We start from the raw sequence: 15812 nt of genomic DNA on the forward strand, positions 1-15812 counted from the left end.
CGCTGTACCGTAGTTTCCGCTCGTTCCGCCAGCCCCGTTCCGGAGCCTCGTCATGTCCTGCACCTCCCGTTATTCCGCCCGCCGCGCCTTGTCGGCGCTGGGCCTGCGCGCCGTTCCGACCGCTTTGCTGGTGCTGCTGGCCGTCGCGCCGGCCGCCGCCACCGAGCTGTACCAGTGGAAGGACGCCAAGGGCGTCACCCACTACTCCGACTCGCCGCCGCCCGAACAGGGCCAGGCCGGGGTCAAGAACCGGGTGATCCAGAACCGCACCGGCACCCCGACCCAGACCGCCACGACCGCCGCGCCGGGCGAGAACCCTCAGTGCGCCGGCGCGCGCGCCAACCTCAAGCAGCTGCAGAGCGCGGCCGCGGTCGGCATGGACAGCAACGGCGACGGCAAGGCCGACGGCGTGCTCGATGCGCAGCAGCGCGCCGCCCAGGTCCAGCTCGCCGAAGCCCAGATCCGGGTCAATTGCACCGCCGCGGCCCCGGCCACGCCCGGCGCCACGCCCGCGGCCAGTTCCTCGCCGTCGCCGCGGCCTACGCCGCAGAAGCAGGCGGAGAGCTGAGAAGCCGGGATTAGGGATTCGGGATTGGTCACGGCGGGTTTTGCTCGCGACCGATCCGACTCGATGATCTGACGCCGGGTCGTCCTCACGGGCGATCCGGCGTTTTTCGTTTGCGCGCGCCCTGTCCGCCACGGCGAAAACCCGCCAATCCCGAATCCCAAATCCCGAATCCCGGCCCCAACTGGCAAACTGTTCGCTTTCCCCATCCGCGAACCCCTGCCGATGCGCCTGTCGCACTTCCATCTCCACACCAGCAAGGAAACTCCCGCCGAAGCCGAAATCATCAGCCACAAGCTGATGCTCAAGGCCGGCATGATCCGCAAGCTCGCCGCCGGCCTGTACACCTGGTCGCCGCTGGGCCTGCGCGTGCTGCGCAAGGTCGAGCGCGCGGTGCGCGAGGAGATGAACGCCGCGGGCGCGATCGAAGTGCTGATGCCGGCGGTGCAGCCCAAGGAGCTGTGGGAGGAAACCGGGCGCTGGGAGAAATTCGGCGGCCAGTTGCTCAAGATCAAGGATCGCAAGGAAGCGTGGTACTGCTTCGGCCCGACCCACGAGGAAGTCATCACCGACTTCGCCCGCAACGAACTGGCCAGCTACAAGCAGCTGCCGGTCAATTTCTATCAGATCCAGACCAAGTTCCGCGACGAAATCCGTCCGCGCTTCGGGGTGATGCGCGCGCGCGAGTTCCTGATGAAGGACGCCTACTCGTTCCACGTCACCGACGCCGACCTCGGTCGCGAATACCAGAACATGTACGACACCTACGGCCGCATCTTCACCCGTCTGGGATTGAAGTTCCGCGCCGTGTTCGCCGACACCGGCGCGATCGGCGGCAGCGCCTCGCACGAGTTCCACGTGCTCGCCGATTCAGGCGAGGACGCGATCGCGTTCTCCGACGGCTCGGATTACGCCGCCAACGTCGAGCTGGCCGAAGCGGTGTCGCCGGGCCCGCGCGCGGCCGCGAGCGAGGACCTGCGCAAGGTCGACACGCCGACCCAGAAGACCTGCGAGGACGTCGCCGCGCTGATGGGCATCGCCCTGACCCGCACGGTCAAGTCGATCGCCATCGTCGGCAGCGACGCCGACGGCAAGCCGCAATTCGCGCTGGCCCTGGTCCGCGGCGACCACGCGATCAACGAGATCAAGCTGTCCAAGCTCGCCGGCCTGGCCGAGTATCGCCTCGCCACCGAGGCCGAGATCGTCGAACACCTCGGCGCGCAGCCTGGTTTCCTGGGTCCGGTCAAGCCCGCGAAGACCATCCGCGTGATCGCCGACCGCAGCGTCGCGGCGATGGCCGACTTCGTGGTCGGCGCCAACGAAAACGGCTACCACCTCGCCGGGGTCAACTGGGGCCGCGATCTGGCCGAACCCAATGAGGTCGCCGACATCCGCAACGCAGTCGCCGGCGATCCCTCGCCCGACGGCCAGGGCCGCCTGGGCATCGCGCGCGGGATCGAGGTCGGCCACGTGTTCCAGCTCGGCCGCAAGTACGCCGAGGCGATGAAGTTGACCGTGCTCGACGACACCGGCAAGGCCACCACCCCGGCCATGGGCTGCTACGGCATCGGCGTGTCGCGCATCGTCGCCGCGGCGATCGAGCAGAACCACGACGACGCCGGCATCGCCTGGCCCGAGGCGATGGCGCCGTGGCAGGCGGTGGTGTGTGTGATCAACCCGAAGAACGACCCGGCCGTGGCCGAGGCCGCGCTGGCGCTGTACCAAGACCTGGTCAAGGCCGGCGTCGACGCCGCGCTCGACGACCGCGGCCTGCGCCCGGGCGCGATGTTCGCCGACATCGAACTGATCGGCGTGCCGCACCGCGTGGTGGTGTCCGAACGCGGCCTGGCCGCGGGCAGTTTCGAATACCGCCACCGCCGCGCCAGCGAAGCGGAGAATCTCGACCGCGCCGCGGTCCTGGCCCGGATCGGCGGCCTGTCGCAGTAAGCCCGGCGGCGGCGGCGATACCGCCGACGAGCACGGCGACGATATGTCCGATTACCCCGCCCGCGGCGGCGGGGTAATCGCGACGCCCGAAGTTTCGCACCACCCCAAGCACGTTTCGTGCCTACTTCGAAAAACCTCGGTATATAGGCCCGATACTCGAGCCGCGCCGGTTGCAAACGCGTTTGGATAACCCGCGTTTCGATAGGTCGTTTCAAACAGCGCCGTAATCCCGCGCGCTCGATCGGCGAGTCCGGTCCGCGCCCGCCACCTCATGCAATCGACCCAAACCCTCGCCACGCAAGCCTCGGCGACGGGGGACGACGCCCGCGCTTGCACATATTTGTTTAAACCGTTTGCGCGGCCACACATTCCCGCGCGCGCGCCACTGGCTTTAGCGGTCGATATTCGTGTATATCTTCCGGCGCATTTACGGCAGACTTCCCTGCCCTTACTATGCTGCCGCGCGCCAGGGACTGGCCGTCATTTCCGACCATACTCCCCGGAGGCTACATGTCGATCGATCTCTCCACGTTGTCCGCGAAAGAACTCGAATCCCTGATCAGCCAGGCCAAGAAGCGCAAGACCACCTTGAACAAGCGCAAACCCATCGCGGCCGTGCGCAAGAAAATCAGCACCCTGCTCAAGACCGAGGGTTACACCCTGGAAGAGCTGTTCGGCAACGCCGCTCCGGCGACCCGCGGACCGAAGGCGAGCAAGGCCGCCACCAAGGCCGCTCCGGCCGCGCGCAAGGCGCGCAAGCCGCTGGGCAAGGTCGCGCCGAAATACCAGAACCCGGCCAACACCGGCGAAACCTGGACCGGCCGCGGCAAGCAGCCGCGCTGGCTGGCCGCCTACACCGCGCAGGGCAAGAAGCTGGAAGATTTCCTGATCAAGTAACGGGACTGAAAACCAGAATCGACGAAACCGCCGGCCTTAAGCCGGCGTTTTCATTGGAGCCGGGATTGGGGATTCGGGATTAGGGATTAGGGATTCGCAAAAGCCAGATCAAAGGCTTGGAGCCGGAATTAGGGATCCGCAAAAAGCCAAGTCATAGGCAGTGCCTTGGCCGCGACCGCTCTCGCTCTTGCCAATCCCAAATCCCCAATCCCCAATCCCGGCCCCTCACAAATTCCGCCGAGCCGGCAACAGCAAATTCCCGAATATCAGCCCCGCGATCAGCGCGAGCAGGATATTGAGCACCGCCAGCACCGCGTCCTGGCCGACGTTGACGTCCTGCTGCTGGATCATCGTGAGCAGCCCGCGCAAGCTGACGCTGCCGGGCACCAGCAGAATGATCCCGGGCACGCGGATGATCGCCCCCGGCCGGTTGCCCCAGCGCGCGTAGGCATTGCCGAGCGCGGTCATGACCAGGGCGGCGAGGAAGATTCCCGCCGGACTGCCCCAGGCCAGGCCGACGAAACGCGAAATCAGATAACCGCCGGCGGCCGCGGCCATGACCTTGAGGTAATCGCCGCGGTGGGCGCGAAACAGCACCGCGAACGCGTACGACGCCACCGCCAGCCCGCCCCATTCGACCCACGGCGCTTGCGGACGCGAGGCGCGCACCACCGGCTCCAGCCCGACCAGATCGGCCAGGTAAAGCCCGATCACCGTGCCGACCGCCAGTTTCACCACCGTGGTCACCGCGCCGGCGAAACGCGCCGTGCCCGACACCAGATGCTGGCTGGTCAGTTCGTTGACCGCGTTGGTCAGCGCCAGACCGGGCAGCAGCACGATCAGCGAGGCGATGATCACCGTGTTCTGGTTCAGCGGGGCGATGAAATTGGCGACCAGCAACACAGTCAGCGCGGCGAACATGCCGGCGATCGCCTCCAGCGCCTCGCGCAGCCGCGGCCGGCGGCCGGAGATGTCGACCAGCAGGCCGATCATCAAACCGTTGATCGCGGCCACGCCGATGTCCAGCCACGGTAGCCGCAACAGGCTGGCGACCGCGCCCGCGGCCAGGCCGTAAGCGATCACCTGCATCGAGCGCCAGCGCAGGCTGCGCGGGCGGTCGAGGGTCTCCAGCGCGGCGTGGCCGGCGGCCAGATCGAGTCGGCCGGCCATCACCTCCTCGGCGATGCGGTCGGTTTCGCTGAGCCGGTACAGGTCGTTCTCCCCGGGCGGCAGCCGGATCACCCGGGTGGTGTCGCTGTCGCCGAGCGGCCGGTTGGGATCGCTGAAGGTGAGGATCAGGCCGGTCGGGTTCGACCACGGCTCGCACTCCAGGCGCAGTTTCTGCGCCACCGAACTCACCGCGCCCTCCAGCCGCTGCGCGGTGGTGCCGTAGCTGTGCAGACGCTCGGCCAGCTCGACCACGAACGCGATGCGGGCGGCGTAGCTGGCGGCACTGAGCGGATGCGGGGTCGACATAGTCGGAAAGCATGGCACGCGATTGCGTCGCTGGGCAGCGGGCTCGCGCCGGGGTTAAGGGAAAAGGCGGGAAGCCGGGAATCTGGAATCGGGGATGGCGAATCGGAAGTGCCGAGAAACCGACACGACGAGGCGTTTTCGATTCCAACTTCCCACACACCCGATTTCAGGCGGCCCCAGCCCGATCCACGCAGCCCTCACCTCGTCATCCCTAGCCTGTATCCTCCCGCCGAGGCCCTATGACCCTATCGACCACGCACGCACCGGAACTCACCGCCGATGGCTCCACGCCTTCGCGGCTACGCCTTTCCGGATGCTGGACCCTCGAACATGCGGTCGCCATCGGCGAGACGCTCAAGCAGGCGCCCGAGGGCACCACCGAAGTCGACGCGAGCGGGGTCGAGCGGCTCGATTCGGTCGGCGTGTTGCAGCTGATGCGCTATGCGCGCCGCCACGATCTCGACTTCGACGCCGCGTTCAATTTCCACGAAAGCCACCGCGCGCTGGTCAGCGCGATCGAGGACGTGGCCGACGAGCGGCCGAAGAAGAAGCGCGAGTACGGCTTCGAAGCCGCGCTCGCGCGCCTGGGCTATGCGGTCACCGACAACTGGAAGGAAGTGCTGGCCCTGGTCGCCTTCTTCGGCGAAACCCTGGTCAAGATGCTGCGGCTGTTCAAGAGCCCGGGCCGCTTCCGCCCGACCGCGACCGTGCATCACATGGAACAGGTCGGCCTCGACGCGGTGCCGCTGATCGCGCTGCTGTGCTATCTGGTCGGCGCGGTGGTGGCGTTCCTGGGCTCGACCATCCTCAAGGATTTCGGCGCGACCATCTTCGTGGTCGAACTGGTCAGCATCGCTTTCCTGCGCGAGTTCGGCGTGCTGCTGACCGCGATCGTGCTCGCCGGCCGCACCGCCAGCGCGTTCACCGCGCAGATCGGCGCGATGGTCAGCCGCGAGGAAGTCGATGCGATCCGCACCCTGGGCATGGACCCGATCGACCTGCTGGTGATCCCGCGCGTGCTGGCGCTGCTGGTGATGCTGCCGCTGCTGACGTTCGTGGCGATGATCGCCGGCCTGCTCGGCGGCTTGACCGTCGGCGCCTACGGCCTGGACATTCCGCCGCAGCAATACCTCGCGCGCATGCACGAGACCATGCAGCTGCGCCACTTTCTGGTCGGCATGTCGAAGGCGCCGATCTTCGCCCTGCTGATCAGCCTGATCGGCTGCCTGGAAGGCCTGCAGGTCCAGGGCACCGCGCAGTCGGTCGGCGAGCGCACCACCTCCAGCGTGGTCCAGTCGATCTCGCTGGTGATCGTGCTCGATGCGTTCTTCGCCATCTGGTTCATGGAGATGGGCTGGTGATCGCGCCGGGAATGGGGAATCGGGAATCGGGAATCGTTGAAAGGCGAGGTCCGTGCGCACTCGTTCCGGTCGCGGGGAAGTCGCTGTGACGATTCCCGATTCTCGATTCCCGATTCCCGAGGTCGTCGACGGCAAAGCCGACGACGACTTGATCATCCGCATCCGCGGCCTGGTCAACCAATTCGGCGACCAGGTCGTTCACGACGGCCTCGACCTGGACGTGAAGCGCGGCGAGATCATTGGCGTGGTCGGCGGCTCGGGCACCGGCAAGTCGGTGATGATGCGGTCGATCCTGGGTCTGCGTAAGCCCAACGCCGGCGAGATCGAAGTGCTCGGCATCGACGCGCGCAATCCCGATCCGCGCATGCGCCGCCAGATCGAACGCAACACCGGCGTGCTGTTCCAGGACGGCGCGTTGTTCTCGTCGCTGACCGTAGGCGAAAACGTGCAGGTGCCGCTCAAGGAATACCACGGCGACCTGCCCGATTCGCTGCGCTACGAACTGGCGCTGCTCAAGGTCAAGCTGTCGGGTCTGCCGGCCGATGCGATCAACAAGCTGCCGTCGCAGCTGTCCGGCGGCATGCGCAAGCGCGCCGGCCTGGCGCGCGCGCTGGCGCTGGACCCGCCGCTGCTGTTCCTCGACGAGCCCACCGCCGGCCTGGACCCGATCGGCGCGGCCGCGTTCGACCGCTTGATCCGCACCCTGCAGCAGGCGCTGGGCCTGACCGTGTTCCTGATCACCCACGACCTGGACACGCTGTACGCGATCTGCGATCGCATCGCGGTGCTCGCCGACAAGAAGGTGATCGCCTGCGCGCCGATCGAGGAGGTCGAGAAACTCGATCACCCGTGGGTGCAGGAATATTTCCACGGCCCGCGCGCGCGCGCCGCGCAGGTCGCGCGCGACAAGAACGTGGACGACGCCGGTCGGCGGACGCCGGATGCGCCGGCGCGATGAACGGATTGCTCGCCCATCCCGATACGCTGTGGAGCGTGTCGATCTGGGCGGTGCTGTGTCTGGCCGCGGCGCTGTTGTGGTGGCCGAAGGCGCGCTCGGCGGTATACGTGCTGCTCGGCGCGGTCGCCATCGCGGGATTGATCCGCGGCGTATTCGATCCGCTGGCGCTGCTGTCGTTCGCCCTGCTCGGCCTGGCCGCGTGGCTGGTATTGCCGGCGCGGGCCAAGGGCGCGCGCATCGCCGGCCACGTCTTGTTCGTGCTGGTCGCGTTCGCGCTCGGGCTGCATCTGATGCCCGGCTTCCACAACCCGCAACTCATCAGCGACCTGCGGCTGACGCCCGACGCGGCGCCGATGTCGCTGTACCTGAATTTCGACAAGCCGCTGGCCGGGTTCTGGCTGCTGCTGTGCTGGCCGTTGCTGCGTCGCTTTGGCGAGGGCGACGGCACCCGTCCGGTCGCGGCCTCGCTGGCCGCCGGCCTGATCGGCGCGCTGCTCGCCGCGATGCTGTGCCTGGGCTTGGCGCTGGCGATGAACGCGGTCGCCTGGGCACCGAAATGGCCGGCGTTCGGCGCGCTGTGGGCACTCAACAATCTGCTGCTGGTGGCGCTGACCGAAGAAGCGATGTTCCGCGGCTATCTGCAACACGCCTTGCAGCGGCGCTGGAGCGAGGTCCGGCATGGACCGATCTACGCGACCTTCGTGGCCGCGCTCGCGTTCGGCCTGGTGCATGCCGGCGGCGGCTGGCGCTGGGTGTTGCTGGCCAGCTTGGCCGGACTGATCTACGGCTGGGCCTACCGCAAGGGCGGCCTGCTCGGCGCGGTGCTCGCCCACTTCGGCCTCAACCTGATTCATTTCACCGCGTTTACCTACCCCATGCTGGCATGATGCCGGCTGCCGCTTCATCGCTTGAAGGTGCCTGATGGAAACCAAGGCCAATTACGTCCTCATCGGTGCGTTCACGATCATCGTGACGCTGTTCCTGCTGCTGTTCGCGCTGTGGGCGGCCAAGTACTCCTCGGAGAAGAGCTGGCGCGAATACGCGGTGATCTTCAACGAACCGGTCACCGGCCTGTCGGAAGGCAGCACCGTGCAGTACAACGGCATCTCGGTCGGCACCGTGCAGCAGCTGAGCTTGGCGCCGGACGACCCGCGCCGCGTCATCGCCAAGCTGCGCCTGCAGGCCGACGCGCCGATCAAGACCGACACCCGCGCCAAGCTGTCGCTGACCGGCATCACCGGCAGCCCGATCATCCAGCTCACCGGCGGCAGCCCCAACAGCCCGGCGCTGGCCGACGCCGAACGCAGCAGCGACATCCCGATCATCCAGACCGAGGCCTCGGCGCTGCAGAACATCGCCGACACCGCCAACCGTCTGGTCGCGCGCCTGGATCAGGTGCTCAGCGACGACAACGTCAAGCACGTGTCCAACACCCTGGCCAACATCGAATCGCTGACCAGTTCGATCGCCGACCAACGCGGCGACCTGCGCGAGTTGATCGCCAACGCGAAGAAGTCCAGCGAACAGCTCAGCCAGACCCTGGCCACCACCAACAAGGCGGTGGAGACGGTCGATCGCGAACTCGCCGGCAAGCTGCCGGGCATCATCAACAAGCTCGACAGCACCCTGACCAAGCTCGACTCGGCCGCCACCGGCGCCAACGGCATCCTCAACGACAACCGCGCCGCGATCGGCAGCTTCGCCAACGACGGCCTGGCCCAACTCGGCCCGACCCTGAGCGAGCTGCGTTCGCTGGTGCGCGATCTGCGCCGGATCAGCGATCGCCTGGACAACAACCCGACCCGGTATCTGCTGGGACGCGATGCGACCAAGGAGTTCGAGCCGAAATGAAGCGGGTTATCGACTTATCGGTGGGCGCCGCTCGCGGTGAAAGCCACGACATGATTATCGGCATGACGGATATGAACCAGAATTTGGATTGCGCGATTTCGGCTCGCGGCCGTTTCGCTTCCAGGAATTCCGCTCGCGTGCGTAACTTCGGGTGGTTGTCCGCCGCCCTGCTGGCCGCATTCGCTTTGAGCGGCTGCTCGTCGATCCTCGGCGAAAAACCCAAGGCGCCGACCGTGCAGTACGCCCCCGATCCGCGCGTGCCGGCCGATCCGAGCTGGCCGAGCGCGAACTGGCAGTTGTCGCTGAGCGCGCCCAACGCCGCGCGCATGATCGACAGCCTGCGCATCGCGGTGCGTCCGAGCGGCAACGAGATCCAGGTGTACAAGGGCGCGGCCTGGGCCAAGCTGCCGAGCAGCATGATCGAGGATTCGCTGCTGCGCACGCTCGAGGACTCCGGCAAGATCGCCGCGGTCGCGCGCCAGGGCAGCGGCATCGGCGCGGACTACAAGCTGGTGCTCGACCTGCGCCGGTTCGAATCCGACTACGGCCAGGACGCGGCGCTGCCGTCGGCGACGATCGAGATCAACGCCAAGCTGATCCACAGCTCGGACCAGAAGGTTGTCGCTTCGCGCACCTTCCTGCAGGCGCAAGCGGCCGCGACCACCGCGGTGCCGGACGTGGTCAATGCGTTCGGACGCGCGCTGGAAACGGTCACCGGCGAGATCGCCGGGTGGACGTTGACCTCGGGCGACGTGCACGAGAAGACGCACAAGCGCTGAGTCGCCGCGCGGCATTCGGTTTGACCCGCGCCCGTCCGACGCCATGAACAACCCGTACCAAACCGGACGGGCCGCGCTACCGCCCGGCACGCCAAACGCGTGGCTTGCGACGGTCTGCTTGGGCGTCGTCGCCTTGCTCACCCTGACGGCCTGGCTGATCGCCGGATACGCTCGCTCGAACCTGGCCCAATACGGCGTAAACGAGCAGAACTTCGCTCTTGATCCCATCACGCTAAGACGATTGCATGCCCACACCTATCTGTTCGGGCCCTTGCTGCTGGCCGCTGTGGCCGCCATCGCCGGCGCCGCGTGGCCGCGCCGGCGCGACTGGTTCAATCGCTGCGCGCTGACGGCATGTCTCATGACGCTGCCGATATTCGTGTACGCCGTCGTGTGGCAGTGAGCGTGGCGGCAGGTTCGAGACAGCGTTTCGCACGCTTCGTATCAGGCCACGCGCGATACGGGCATCTTCGAAATCCCCTCCTGGACTGCGCCCTTCACCGCCGCCCGATCACCCGAAACGTCAGATTGATCCGCTCCCCCACCGGTTTGGCCGTGCGCGGCAGGGCGTGCCGGTAATTGGCCTGGGTCGGCCCCGACATCAGCAGCACACTGCCGTGGCCGAGCGCCAGTTCGCCCTTGAGGCCCTCACGGCGGCGGTGTTTGAAGGTGAAGCGCCGGGTCGCGCCCAGGCTCAACGAGGCGATCAACGGCGCGCGGCCGAGTTCGGGTTCGTCGTCGCTGTGCCAGCCCATCGCATCGCGGCCGTCGCGGTAACGATTGGCCAGCACGCTGTTGAACGGCGCGCCCAGTTCCTCGGCCAGCCGCTGTCGTACCGCGTGCAGCGGCCGCGGCCAGGGATGCGGTTGGAAGTCGGCGCCCGAGTAGCGGTAATGCGCGTCGGCGTCGCCGATCCAACTGCTCAGCCGCGGCGAATCGTGCTCGCGGCCGAACAGGCGGATGCGATGCACCTCCCACGGCACCTGCTGCAACAAGGCCGCATACAGCGCGTCCGCGGCCTCCCCGTCCAGCCAGTTCGGATGGTAAGCCAGTTCGGCGTCTTCCAGCGGCAGTCGGGTCCAGGGCATGGGCGGACGCTAGCACGCGTCCGGCGCGCGCCGCGATCCGATTCCTGCACAGTTCGCTGGGCCCGTCGGCGGCACCGGATCGGACCCAAACCCCGCCGCCAATGGCCCACGCAAGGCCCAAAACACCGGCCGCGTTCCGTTTAAAACAGCTCAATCGTTCACCGTGCCGGCGTTTGAAATGGCGCCGCCCGCGCAAACCCGCGACAATGCCGGGATTGCACGCACGAGTACCGCCAGCATGAGCGAACAGCCGATCGATACGGTCCAGCCGTCCGACACGCCAGCCATCGAGATCGAACGCGACGTCATGGAATACGACGTCGTCACCGTCGGCGCCGGTCCGGCCGGGCTGTCGTTCGCGATCCGGCTCAAGCAGCTCAATCCGGAGATCTCGGTCTGCGTGATCGAGAAGTCCAGCACCATCGGCGCCCACATCCTGTCCGGCGCGGTGATCGAAACCGGCCCGCTCGACGCGCTGCTGCCGAACTGGCGCGACAACCCGCCGCCGATCTGCGTGCCGGCCACCGACGACGAGTTCTGGCTGCTGACCAAGACCGGCGGGCGCAAGCTGCCGGTGCCGCCGGGCATGAACAACCACGGCAACGTGATCGTCAGCCTCGGCGCGATGTGCGCCTGGCTGGCGCCGCAGGCCGAAGCGCTGGGCGTGGAGATCTATCCGGGCTTCGCCGCCGCCGAAACCCTGCACGACCCCGACGGCCGCGTCGCCGGCGTGCGCATCGGCGACATGGGCATCTCCAAGGACGGCACGCCGAAGGACGGCTTCACCGCCGGCATCGACATCCGCGCCAAGGTCACCGTGTTCGCCGAAGGCGCGCGCGGGCATCTGACCAAGCGCCTGATCAAGCGCTTCAAGCTCGACGCCGACAGCGACCCGCAGGGCTATTCGATCGGCATCAAGGAACTGTGGCAGGTGCCCGAGGACCGGGTCAGCCCCGGTAAGATCGTCCACAGCTTCGGCTGGCCGGCCGACAGCCACACCTACGGCGGCAGCTTCCTGTATCACCTGGACAAGGGCCGCATCGCCCTGGGCTACGTCAGCGGCCTGGATTACCGCGACCCGGACTACAAACCGTGGGAAGCCTTCCAGCAATGGAAGAACCACCCGATGGTCAAGCCGCTACTGGAAGGCGGCAACCTGGTCTCGGCCGGCGCGCGCGCGATCGTCACCGGCGGCTATCAATCGCTGCCCAAGGTCGAGATGCCCGGCGCTCTGCTGATCGGCGACACCGCCGGCCTGCTCAACGTGCCCAAGGTCAAGGGCACCCATCAGGCGATCCGCAGCGGCATGCTCGCCGCCGAGCATCTGGTCGCGGCCGAACTCGCGGCGGAAGGCTTCGACGCCAAGCTGCGCGCGTCCGAGGCGATGGCCGAACTCAAGAAGGTCCGCAACATCAAGCCCGCGTTCAAGAAGGGCTTGTGGTTCGGCATGCTCAACGCCGCCTGGGAAACCGTCACCGGCGGGCTGTCGCCGTGGACCTTGAAGAACAAGCCGGACTGGTCGTCGCTGCAGAAACTCGGCGAGGCCGAAAAGCCCAAGCGCGATTACCTCGACCGCACCCTGGCGCCGCGCGACCGCCTGGCCTCGGTGTACTTCGCCGCGACCGAGCACGACGAAGACCAGCCGGTGCACCTCAAGGTCGCCGACACCAACATCTGCATCACCCAATGCGCCGAGGAATACGGCAACCCCTGCACCCGCTTCTGCCCGGCCGGCGTGTACGAGATCGTCGAGGAAGAAGGCAGCAAGCGCCTGCAGATCAACTCGGCGAACTGCGTCCACTGCAAGACCTGCGACATCAAGGACCCGTACGAGATCATCAACTGGGTGACGCCGGAAGGTGGCGCGGGGCCGAATTACCAGAATCTGTAATCGCACCCATCCGCGAACATGCAAAAAGGCCGCCCGAAAGGCGGCCTTTTTGTTGCGCCGCGCTTGCAACGGCAGCCAGGAACGCCCTGGCACGCGGCCACCCGGCGCGGCCGTGGGTATAAACGAAAAGCCGCCTTTCGGCGGCTTTTCGACACTCGACGAACGCTCGCTCAGTTGCGCTTGAACGGCACGCCGGTCTTTTCCCGCAGTTCCTCGTCGCTCACGCCCGGCGCGGTTTCGATCAGCACCAGGCCCTGTTCGGTCACGTCCATCACCGCCAGTTCGGTGATGATGCGGTTGACCACGCCCAGGCCGGTCAGGGGCAAGGTGCATTCGGGCAGGATCTTGTGTTCGCCGTTCTTGGCGCTGTGCTCCATCAGCACGACCACGCGCTTGACCCCGGCGACCAGATCCATCGCGCCGCCCATGCCCTTGACCATCTTGCCGGGCACCATCCAGTTGGCCAGATCGCCCTTGTCGGTGACCTGCATCGCGCCAAGGATCGCCAGGTCGATATGGCCGCCGCGGATCATCGCGAAGCTGTCGTGGCTGCCGAAGTAGCTGGCGCCCGAACGCGCGGTCACGGTCTGCTTGCCGGCGTTGATCAGGTCGGCGTCAACCTCGTCCTCGGTCGGAAACGGACCGATGCCGAGCAATCCGTTTTCGGACTGCAGCCACACGTCGATGCCGTCGGGAATGAAATTGGCGACCAGGGTCGGCAAGCCGATACCGAGGTTCACATAGGCGCCGTCGGTGAGTTCCTGCGCGGCGCGTTGCGCCATTTCGTCGCGGGTCCAAGACATGAGTAGCGGTTCCTTTGATTCGAAAGTGGTTGCCAAAACAACCACGAGAAAGAGAGTCGGCAACAACGATGGTTCTGACTTCAGCAAGACAACGAGGCGAGCCGCAACGACCGTTTCAACTTCAGCGCGGCGATCAACATCGACGCCACAGCCACGAAACGCTCAACCCACCCTCGCCCCACTCAACCAGCCCGTACCGTCCGCTGCTCGATGCGCTTCTCCGGCGTGGCGTTGACCACGATGCGATCGACATAGATGCCCGGCAGATGCACGTGATCGGGATCGATCGCGCCGACCTCGACCAGTTCCTCGACTTCGACCACGCAGGTCTTGCCGGCCATCGCGCAGGCCGGATTGAAATTGCGCGCGGTCTTGCGGAACACCAGGTTGCCGGCGGTATCGGCCTTCCACGCCTTGACCAGCGACACGTCGGCCTTGAGCGCGGTTTCCATCACGTAATGATGGCCGTCGAACTCGCGCGTCTCCTTGCCGTCGGCCACGACCGTGCCGTATCCGGTGCGGGTGAAGAACGCCGGGATGCCGGCACCGCCGGCGCGCAGGCGCTCGGCCAGGGTGCCCTGCGGGTTGAACTCGAGTTCGAGTTCGCCCGACAGGAACTGGCGCTCGAATTCCTTGTTCTCGCCCACGTAGGACGAAATCATTTTCTTGATCTGGCGCGTTTCCAGCAGCAGGCCCAGGCCGAAACCGTCGACACCGGCGTTGTTGGAGATCGCGGTCAGGCCCTTGACGCCGCTGTCGCGCAGCGCGCCGATCAGGGCCTCGGGAATGCCGCACAGGCCGAAACCACCGACGGCCAGGGTCTGCCCGTCCGCCACCACGCCTTGCAACGCGTCTTTCGCACTGGGGTACAGCTTGCTCTTCGCGGCGCCGGTGGGCGTCGCGGCGATGGCCTGGGCCATGGGACAACTCCTTTTCGGGATGCGCGCAGTTTAGCCTGCGGCCGGCCCGGGACGTAGCGGACTTTCGGGCAATACCGCGACAATGCCTTGATTGTGTGCCGACGTTAGACTGCCGCCATGAGTTCAATCGCCCCGCCTTCCATCGTCCTGGTCACCGCCATCGCCGCCGCCGGACAGGATGACGACCTGTCGCCGCTGCTCGCCGCCTGCAACGCGCACGGCCTGCGCGCGCAGATTCGCGCCTGGGACGACCCCAGCGTGGCCTGGGCGCGATACGACGCCGTATTGCTGCGCTCGCCCTGGGACTACACCGAGCGCCTCGACGAATTCCTGGCCTGGTGCGAACGCGTCGACGCGGTCAGCCGCCTGCTCAACCCCTGGCCGGTGCTGCGCTGGAACACTGACAAGCATTACCTGGCCGACCTGGCCGCGCGCGGCGTGCCGGTGGTGCCGACCGCCTTCGTCGAACCGGACATGGACGCGATGCCGGCGTTGCAAGAGTTTCTGCTCGCGTATCCGCAGGCCGAGGAATTCGTGGTCAAGCCGGCGGTCAGCGCGGGTTCGCGCGATACGCTGCGGTACGCGCGAGTGCAGGAATTCGCCGCCGCCAACCACATCGCGCGGCTGCTCGACGAAGGCCGCAGCGCGATGCTGCAGCCGTACCTGGCCTCGGTCGATCGCGACGGCGAAACCGCGTTGATCCATTTCAACGGCGTGTTCAGTCACGCCATCCGCAAGGGCGCGATGCTGCAACGCGAGGACGCGTTGAACCTGCGCGCGATCGAACGCATCAACCCGCGCGAAGCCGGCGACGACGAACGCACCGTCGCGCTGCATGCGCTGACCGCGATGACCGCGCGGCTGGATCTGGAAGAACCGCTGCCGTATGCGCGCGTGGATTTGATCCGCGACGCCGAGGGTCGACCGCAATTGCTGGAACTGGAGCTGTGCGAGCCTTCGCTGTTCTTCGACCATGCGCCGGGCAGCGCGGATCGGTTTGCGCAGGTGTTGGCGGAACTGCTGGCGGTCGATGCTTCGGATTGAGTCGCGCGCGTCCGTGGCCGCGCGAGCTTCGGATCGAACAGCGTCGGGGCTGAAGCTCCGTCCACAAAGAGCCGAAGCTATCGCAACCTTTCACCGCAGCCACCAAAGCCTATAGCAACCCTCCCATCGTCATTCCCGCGAAGGCGGGCGCCGTTTTACTTCGGCGGAGCCGAATATCCAGTGACTTCAAGCGTTCTCGCACGAAAGGCCCTGGATTCCCGCCTTCGCGGGA

At 66.8% G+C, this 15812-nt stretch carries 15 protein-coding genes; 11 read left to right on the forward strand and 4 right to left on the reverse strand.

All coding sequences use genetic code 11. The features are described from left to right. The first annotated feature begins 52 nt into the window (after positions 1-52). The 3 genes from ASD86_RS00860 to ASD86_RS00870 all read left to right on the forward strand — a co-directional run bounded on the left by ASD86_RS00860 (position 53) and on the right by ASD86_RS00870 (position 3409). Positions 53-568, forward strand: coding sequence for a DUF4124 domain-containing protein (locus tag ASD86_RS00860; protein ID WP_235567626.1), 516 nt, complete (start codon positions 53-55; stop codon positions 566-568). Positions 569-790: 222 nt separating this feature from the next. Further along, complete coding sequence (locus ASD86_RS00865; protein WP_056105922.1) at positions 791-2512, forward strand: proline--tRNA ligase; 1722 nt, start codon at positions 791-793, stop codon at positions 2510-2512. A 510-nt stretch (positions 2513-3022) separates the two neighbouring features. Beyond that, positions 3023-3409, forward strand: a complete 387-nt coding sequence (locus ASD86_RS00870; RefSeq protein ID WP_056105924.1) for an H-NS histone family protein — start codon at positions 3023-3025, stop codon at positions 3407-3409. 225 nt (positions 3410-3634) lie between these two features. Here ASD86_RS00870 and ASD86_RS00875 read toward each other — a convergent pair whose 3' ends face one another. Continuing rightward, positions 3635-4885 carry a threonine/serine exporter family protein gene (locus ASD86_RS00875; RefSeq protein WP_056105926.1) on the reverse strand — a complete coding sequence of 417 codons (1251 nt, stop codon included), beginning with the start codon at positions 4883-4885 and terminating at the stop codon, positions 3635-3637. A 239-nt stretch (positions 4886-5124) separates the two neighbouring features. On the opposite strand from ASD86_RS00875, the gene ASD86_RS00880 reads away from it, so the two are divergent. The 6 genes from ASD86_RS00880 (at position 5125) to ASD86_RS26295 (ending at position 10237) form a co-directional block, all read left to right on the forward strand. After that, positions 5125-6246, forward strand: a complete 1122-nt coding sequence (locus ASD86_RS00880; RefSeq protein ID WP_056105928.1) for an MlaE family lipid ABC transporter permease subunit — start codon at positions 5125-5127, stop codon at positions 6244-6246. Between the two features lie 85 nt (positions 6247-6331). Beyond that, positions 6332-7204, forward strand: coding sequence for an ABC transporter ATP-binding protein (locus ASD86_RS00885; RefSeq protein WP_056105930.1), 873 nt, complete (start codon positions 6332-6334; stop codon positions 7202-7204). Then, positions 7201-8091 (forward strand): CPBP family intramembrane glutamic endopeptidase, encoded by an 891-nt coding sequence (locus tag ASD86_RS00890; protein ID WP_056105932.1) that lies wholly within the window; start codon positions 7201-7203, stop codon positions 8089-8091. The genes ASD86_RS00885 and ASD86_RS00890 overlap by 4 nt, the downstream gene beginning before the upstream one ends. Before the next feature lie 34 nt (positions 8092-8125). Next, entirely contained in the window at positions 8126-9055 is a 930-nt protein-coding gene (locus ASD86_RS00895; RefSeq protein ID WP_036104772.1) for an MlaD family protein, read from the forward strand. A 137-nt stretch (positions 9056-9192) separates the two neighbouring features. Then, complete coding sequence (locus ASD86_RS00900) at positions 9193-9834, forward strand: ABC-type transport auxiliary lipoprotein family protein (RefSeq protein ID WP_056107001.1); 642 nt, start codon at positions 9193-9195, stop codon at positions 9832-9834. A 43-nt stretch (positions 9835-9877) separates the two neighbouring features. Further along, a complete protein-coding gene (locus ASD86_RS26295) occupies positions 9878-10237 on the forward strand; it encodes a hypothetical protein (RefSeq protein ID WP_157475970.1) in 360 nt (119 codons plus the stop codon). A 94-nt stretch (positions 10238-10331) separates the two neighbouring features. Here ASD86_RS26295 and ASD86_RS00905 read toward each other — a convergent pair whose 3' ends face one another. Next, positions 10332-10922 carry an alpha-ketoglutarate-dependent dioxygenase AlkB gene (locus ASD86_RS00905; RefSeq protein ID WP_056105934.1) on the reverse strand — a complete coding sequence of 197 codons (591 nt, stop codon included), beginning with the start codon at positions 10920-10922 and terminating at the stop codon, positions 10332-10334. A gap of 238 nt (positions 10923-11160) precedes the next feature. Between ASD86_RS00905 and ASD86_RS00910 the strand changes: the two genes are divergently transcribed. Beyond that, positions 11161-12813, forward strand: a complete 1653-nt coding sequence (locus ASD86_RS00910) for an electron transfer flavoprotein-ubiquinone oxidoreductase (RefSeq protein ID WP_056107003.1) — start codon at positions 11161-11163, stop codon at positions 12811-12813. A 170-nt stretch (positions 12814-12983) separates the two neighbouring features. Here the strand turns inward: ASD86_RS00910 and ASD86_RS00915 are convergent, their stop codons facing one another. Continuing rightward, positions 12984-13616, reverse strand: coding sequence for a CoA transferase subunit B (locus ASD86_RS00915; RefSeq protein WP_056105935.1), 633 nt, complete (start codon positions 13614-13616; stop codon positions 12984-12986). Positions 13617-13798: 182 nt separating this feature from the next. Further along, positions 13799-14536, reverse strand: coding sequence for a CoA transferase subunit A (locus ASD86_RS00920; RefSeq protein WP_056105937.1), 738 nt, complete (start codon positions 14534-14536; stop codon positions 13799-13801). Between the two features lie 117 nt (positions 14537-14653). On the opposite strand from ASD86_RS00920, the gene ASD86_RS00925 reads away from it, so the two are divergent. After that, the gene (locus ASD86_RS00925) at positions 14654-15580 is read left to right on the forward strand and encodes a hypothetical protein (protein WP_056105939.1); all 927 of its coding nucleotides are present in this window, start codon (positions 14654-14656) and stop codon (positions 15578-15580) included. The last annotated feature ends 232 nt before the right edge of the window (positions 15581-15812 follow it).

It is taken from the genome of Lysobacter sp. Root690 (assembly GCF_001427785.1).
In the GTDB taxonomy this organism is placed as follows: domain Bacteria; phylum Pseudomonadota; class Gammaproteobacteria; order Xanthomonadales; family Xanthomonadaceae; genus Lysobacter.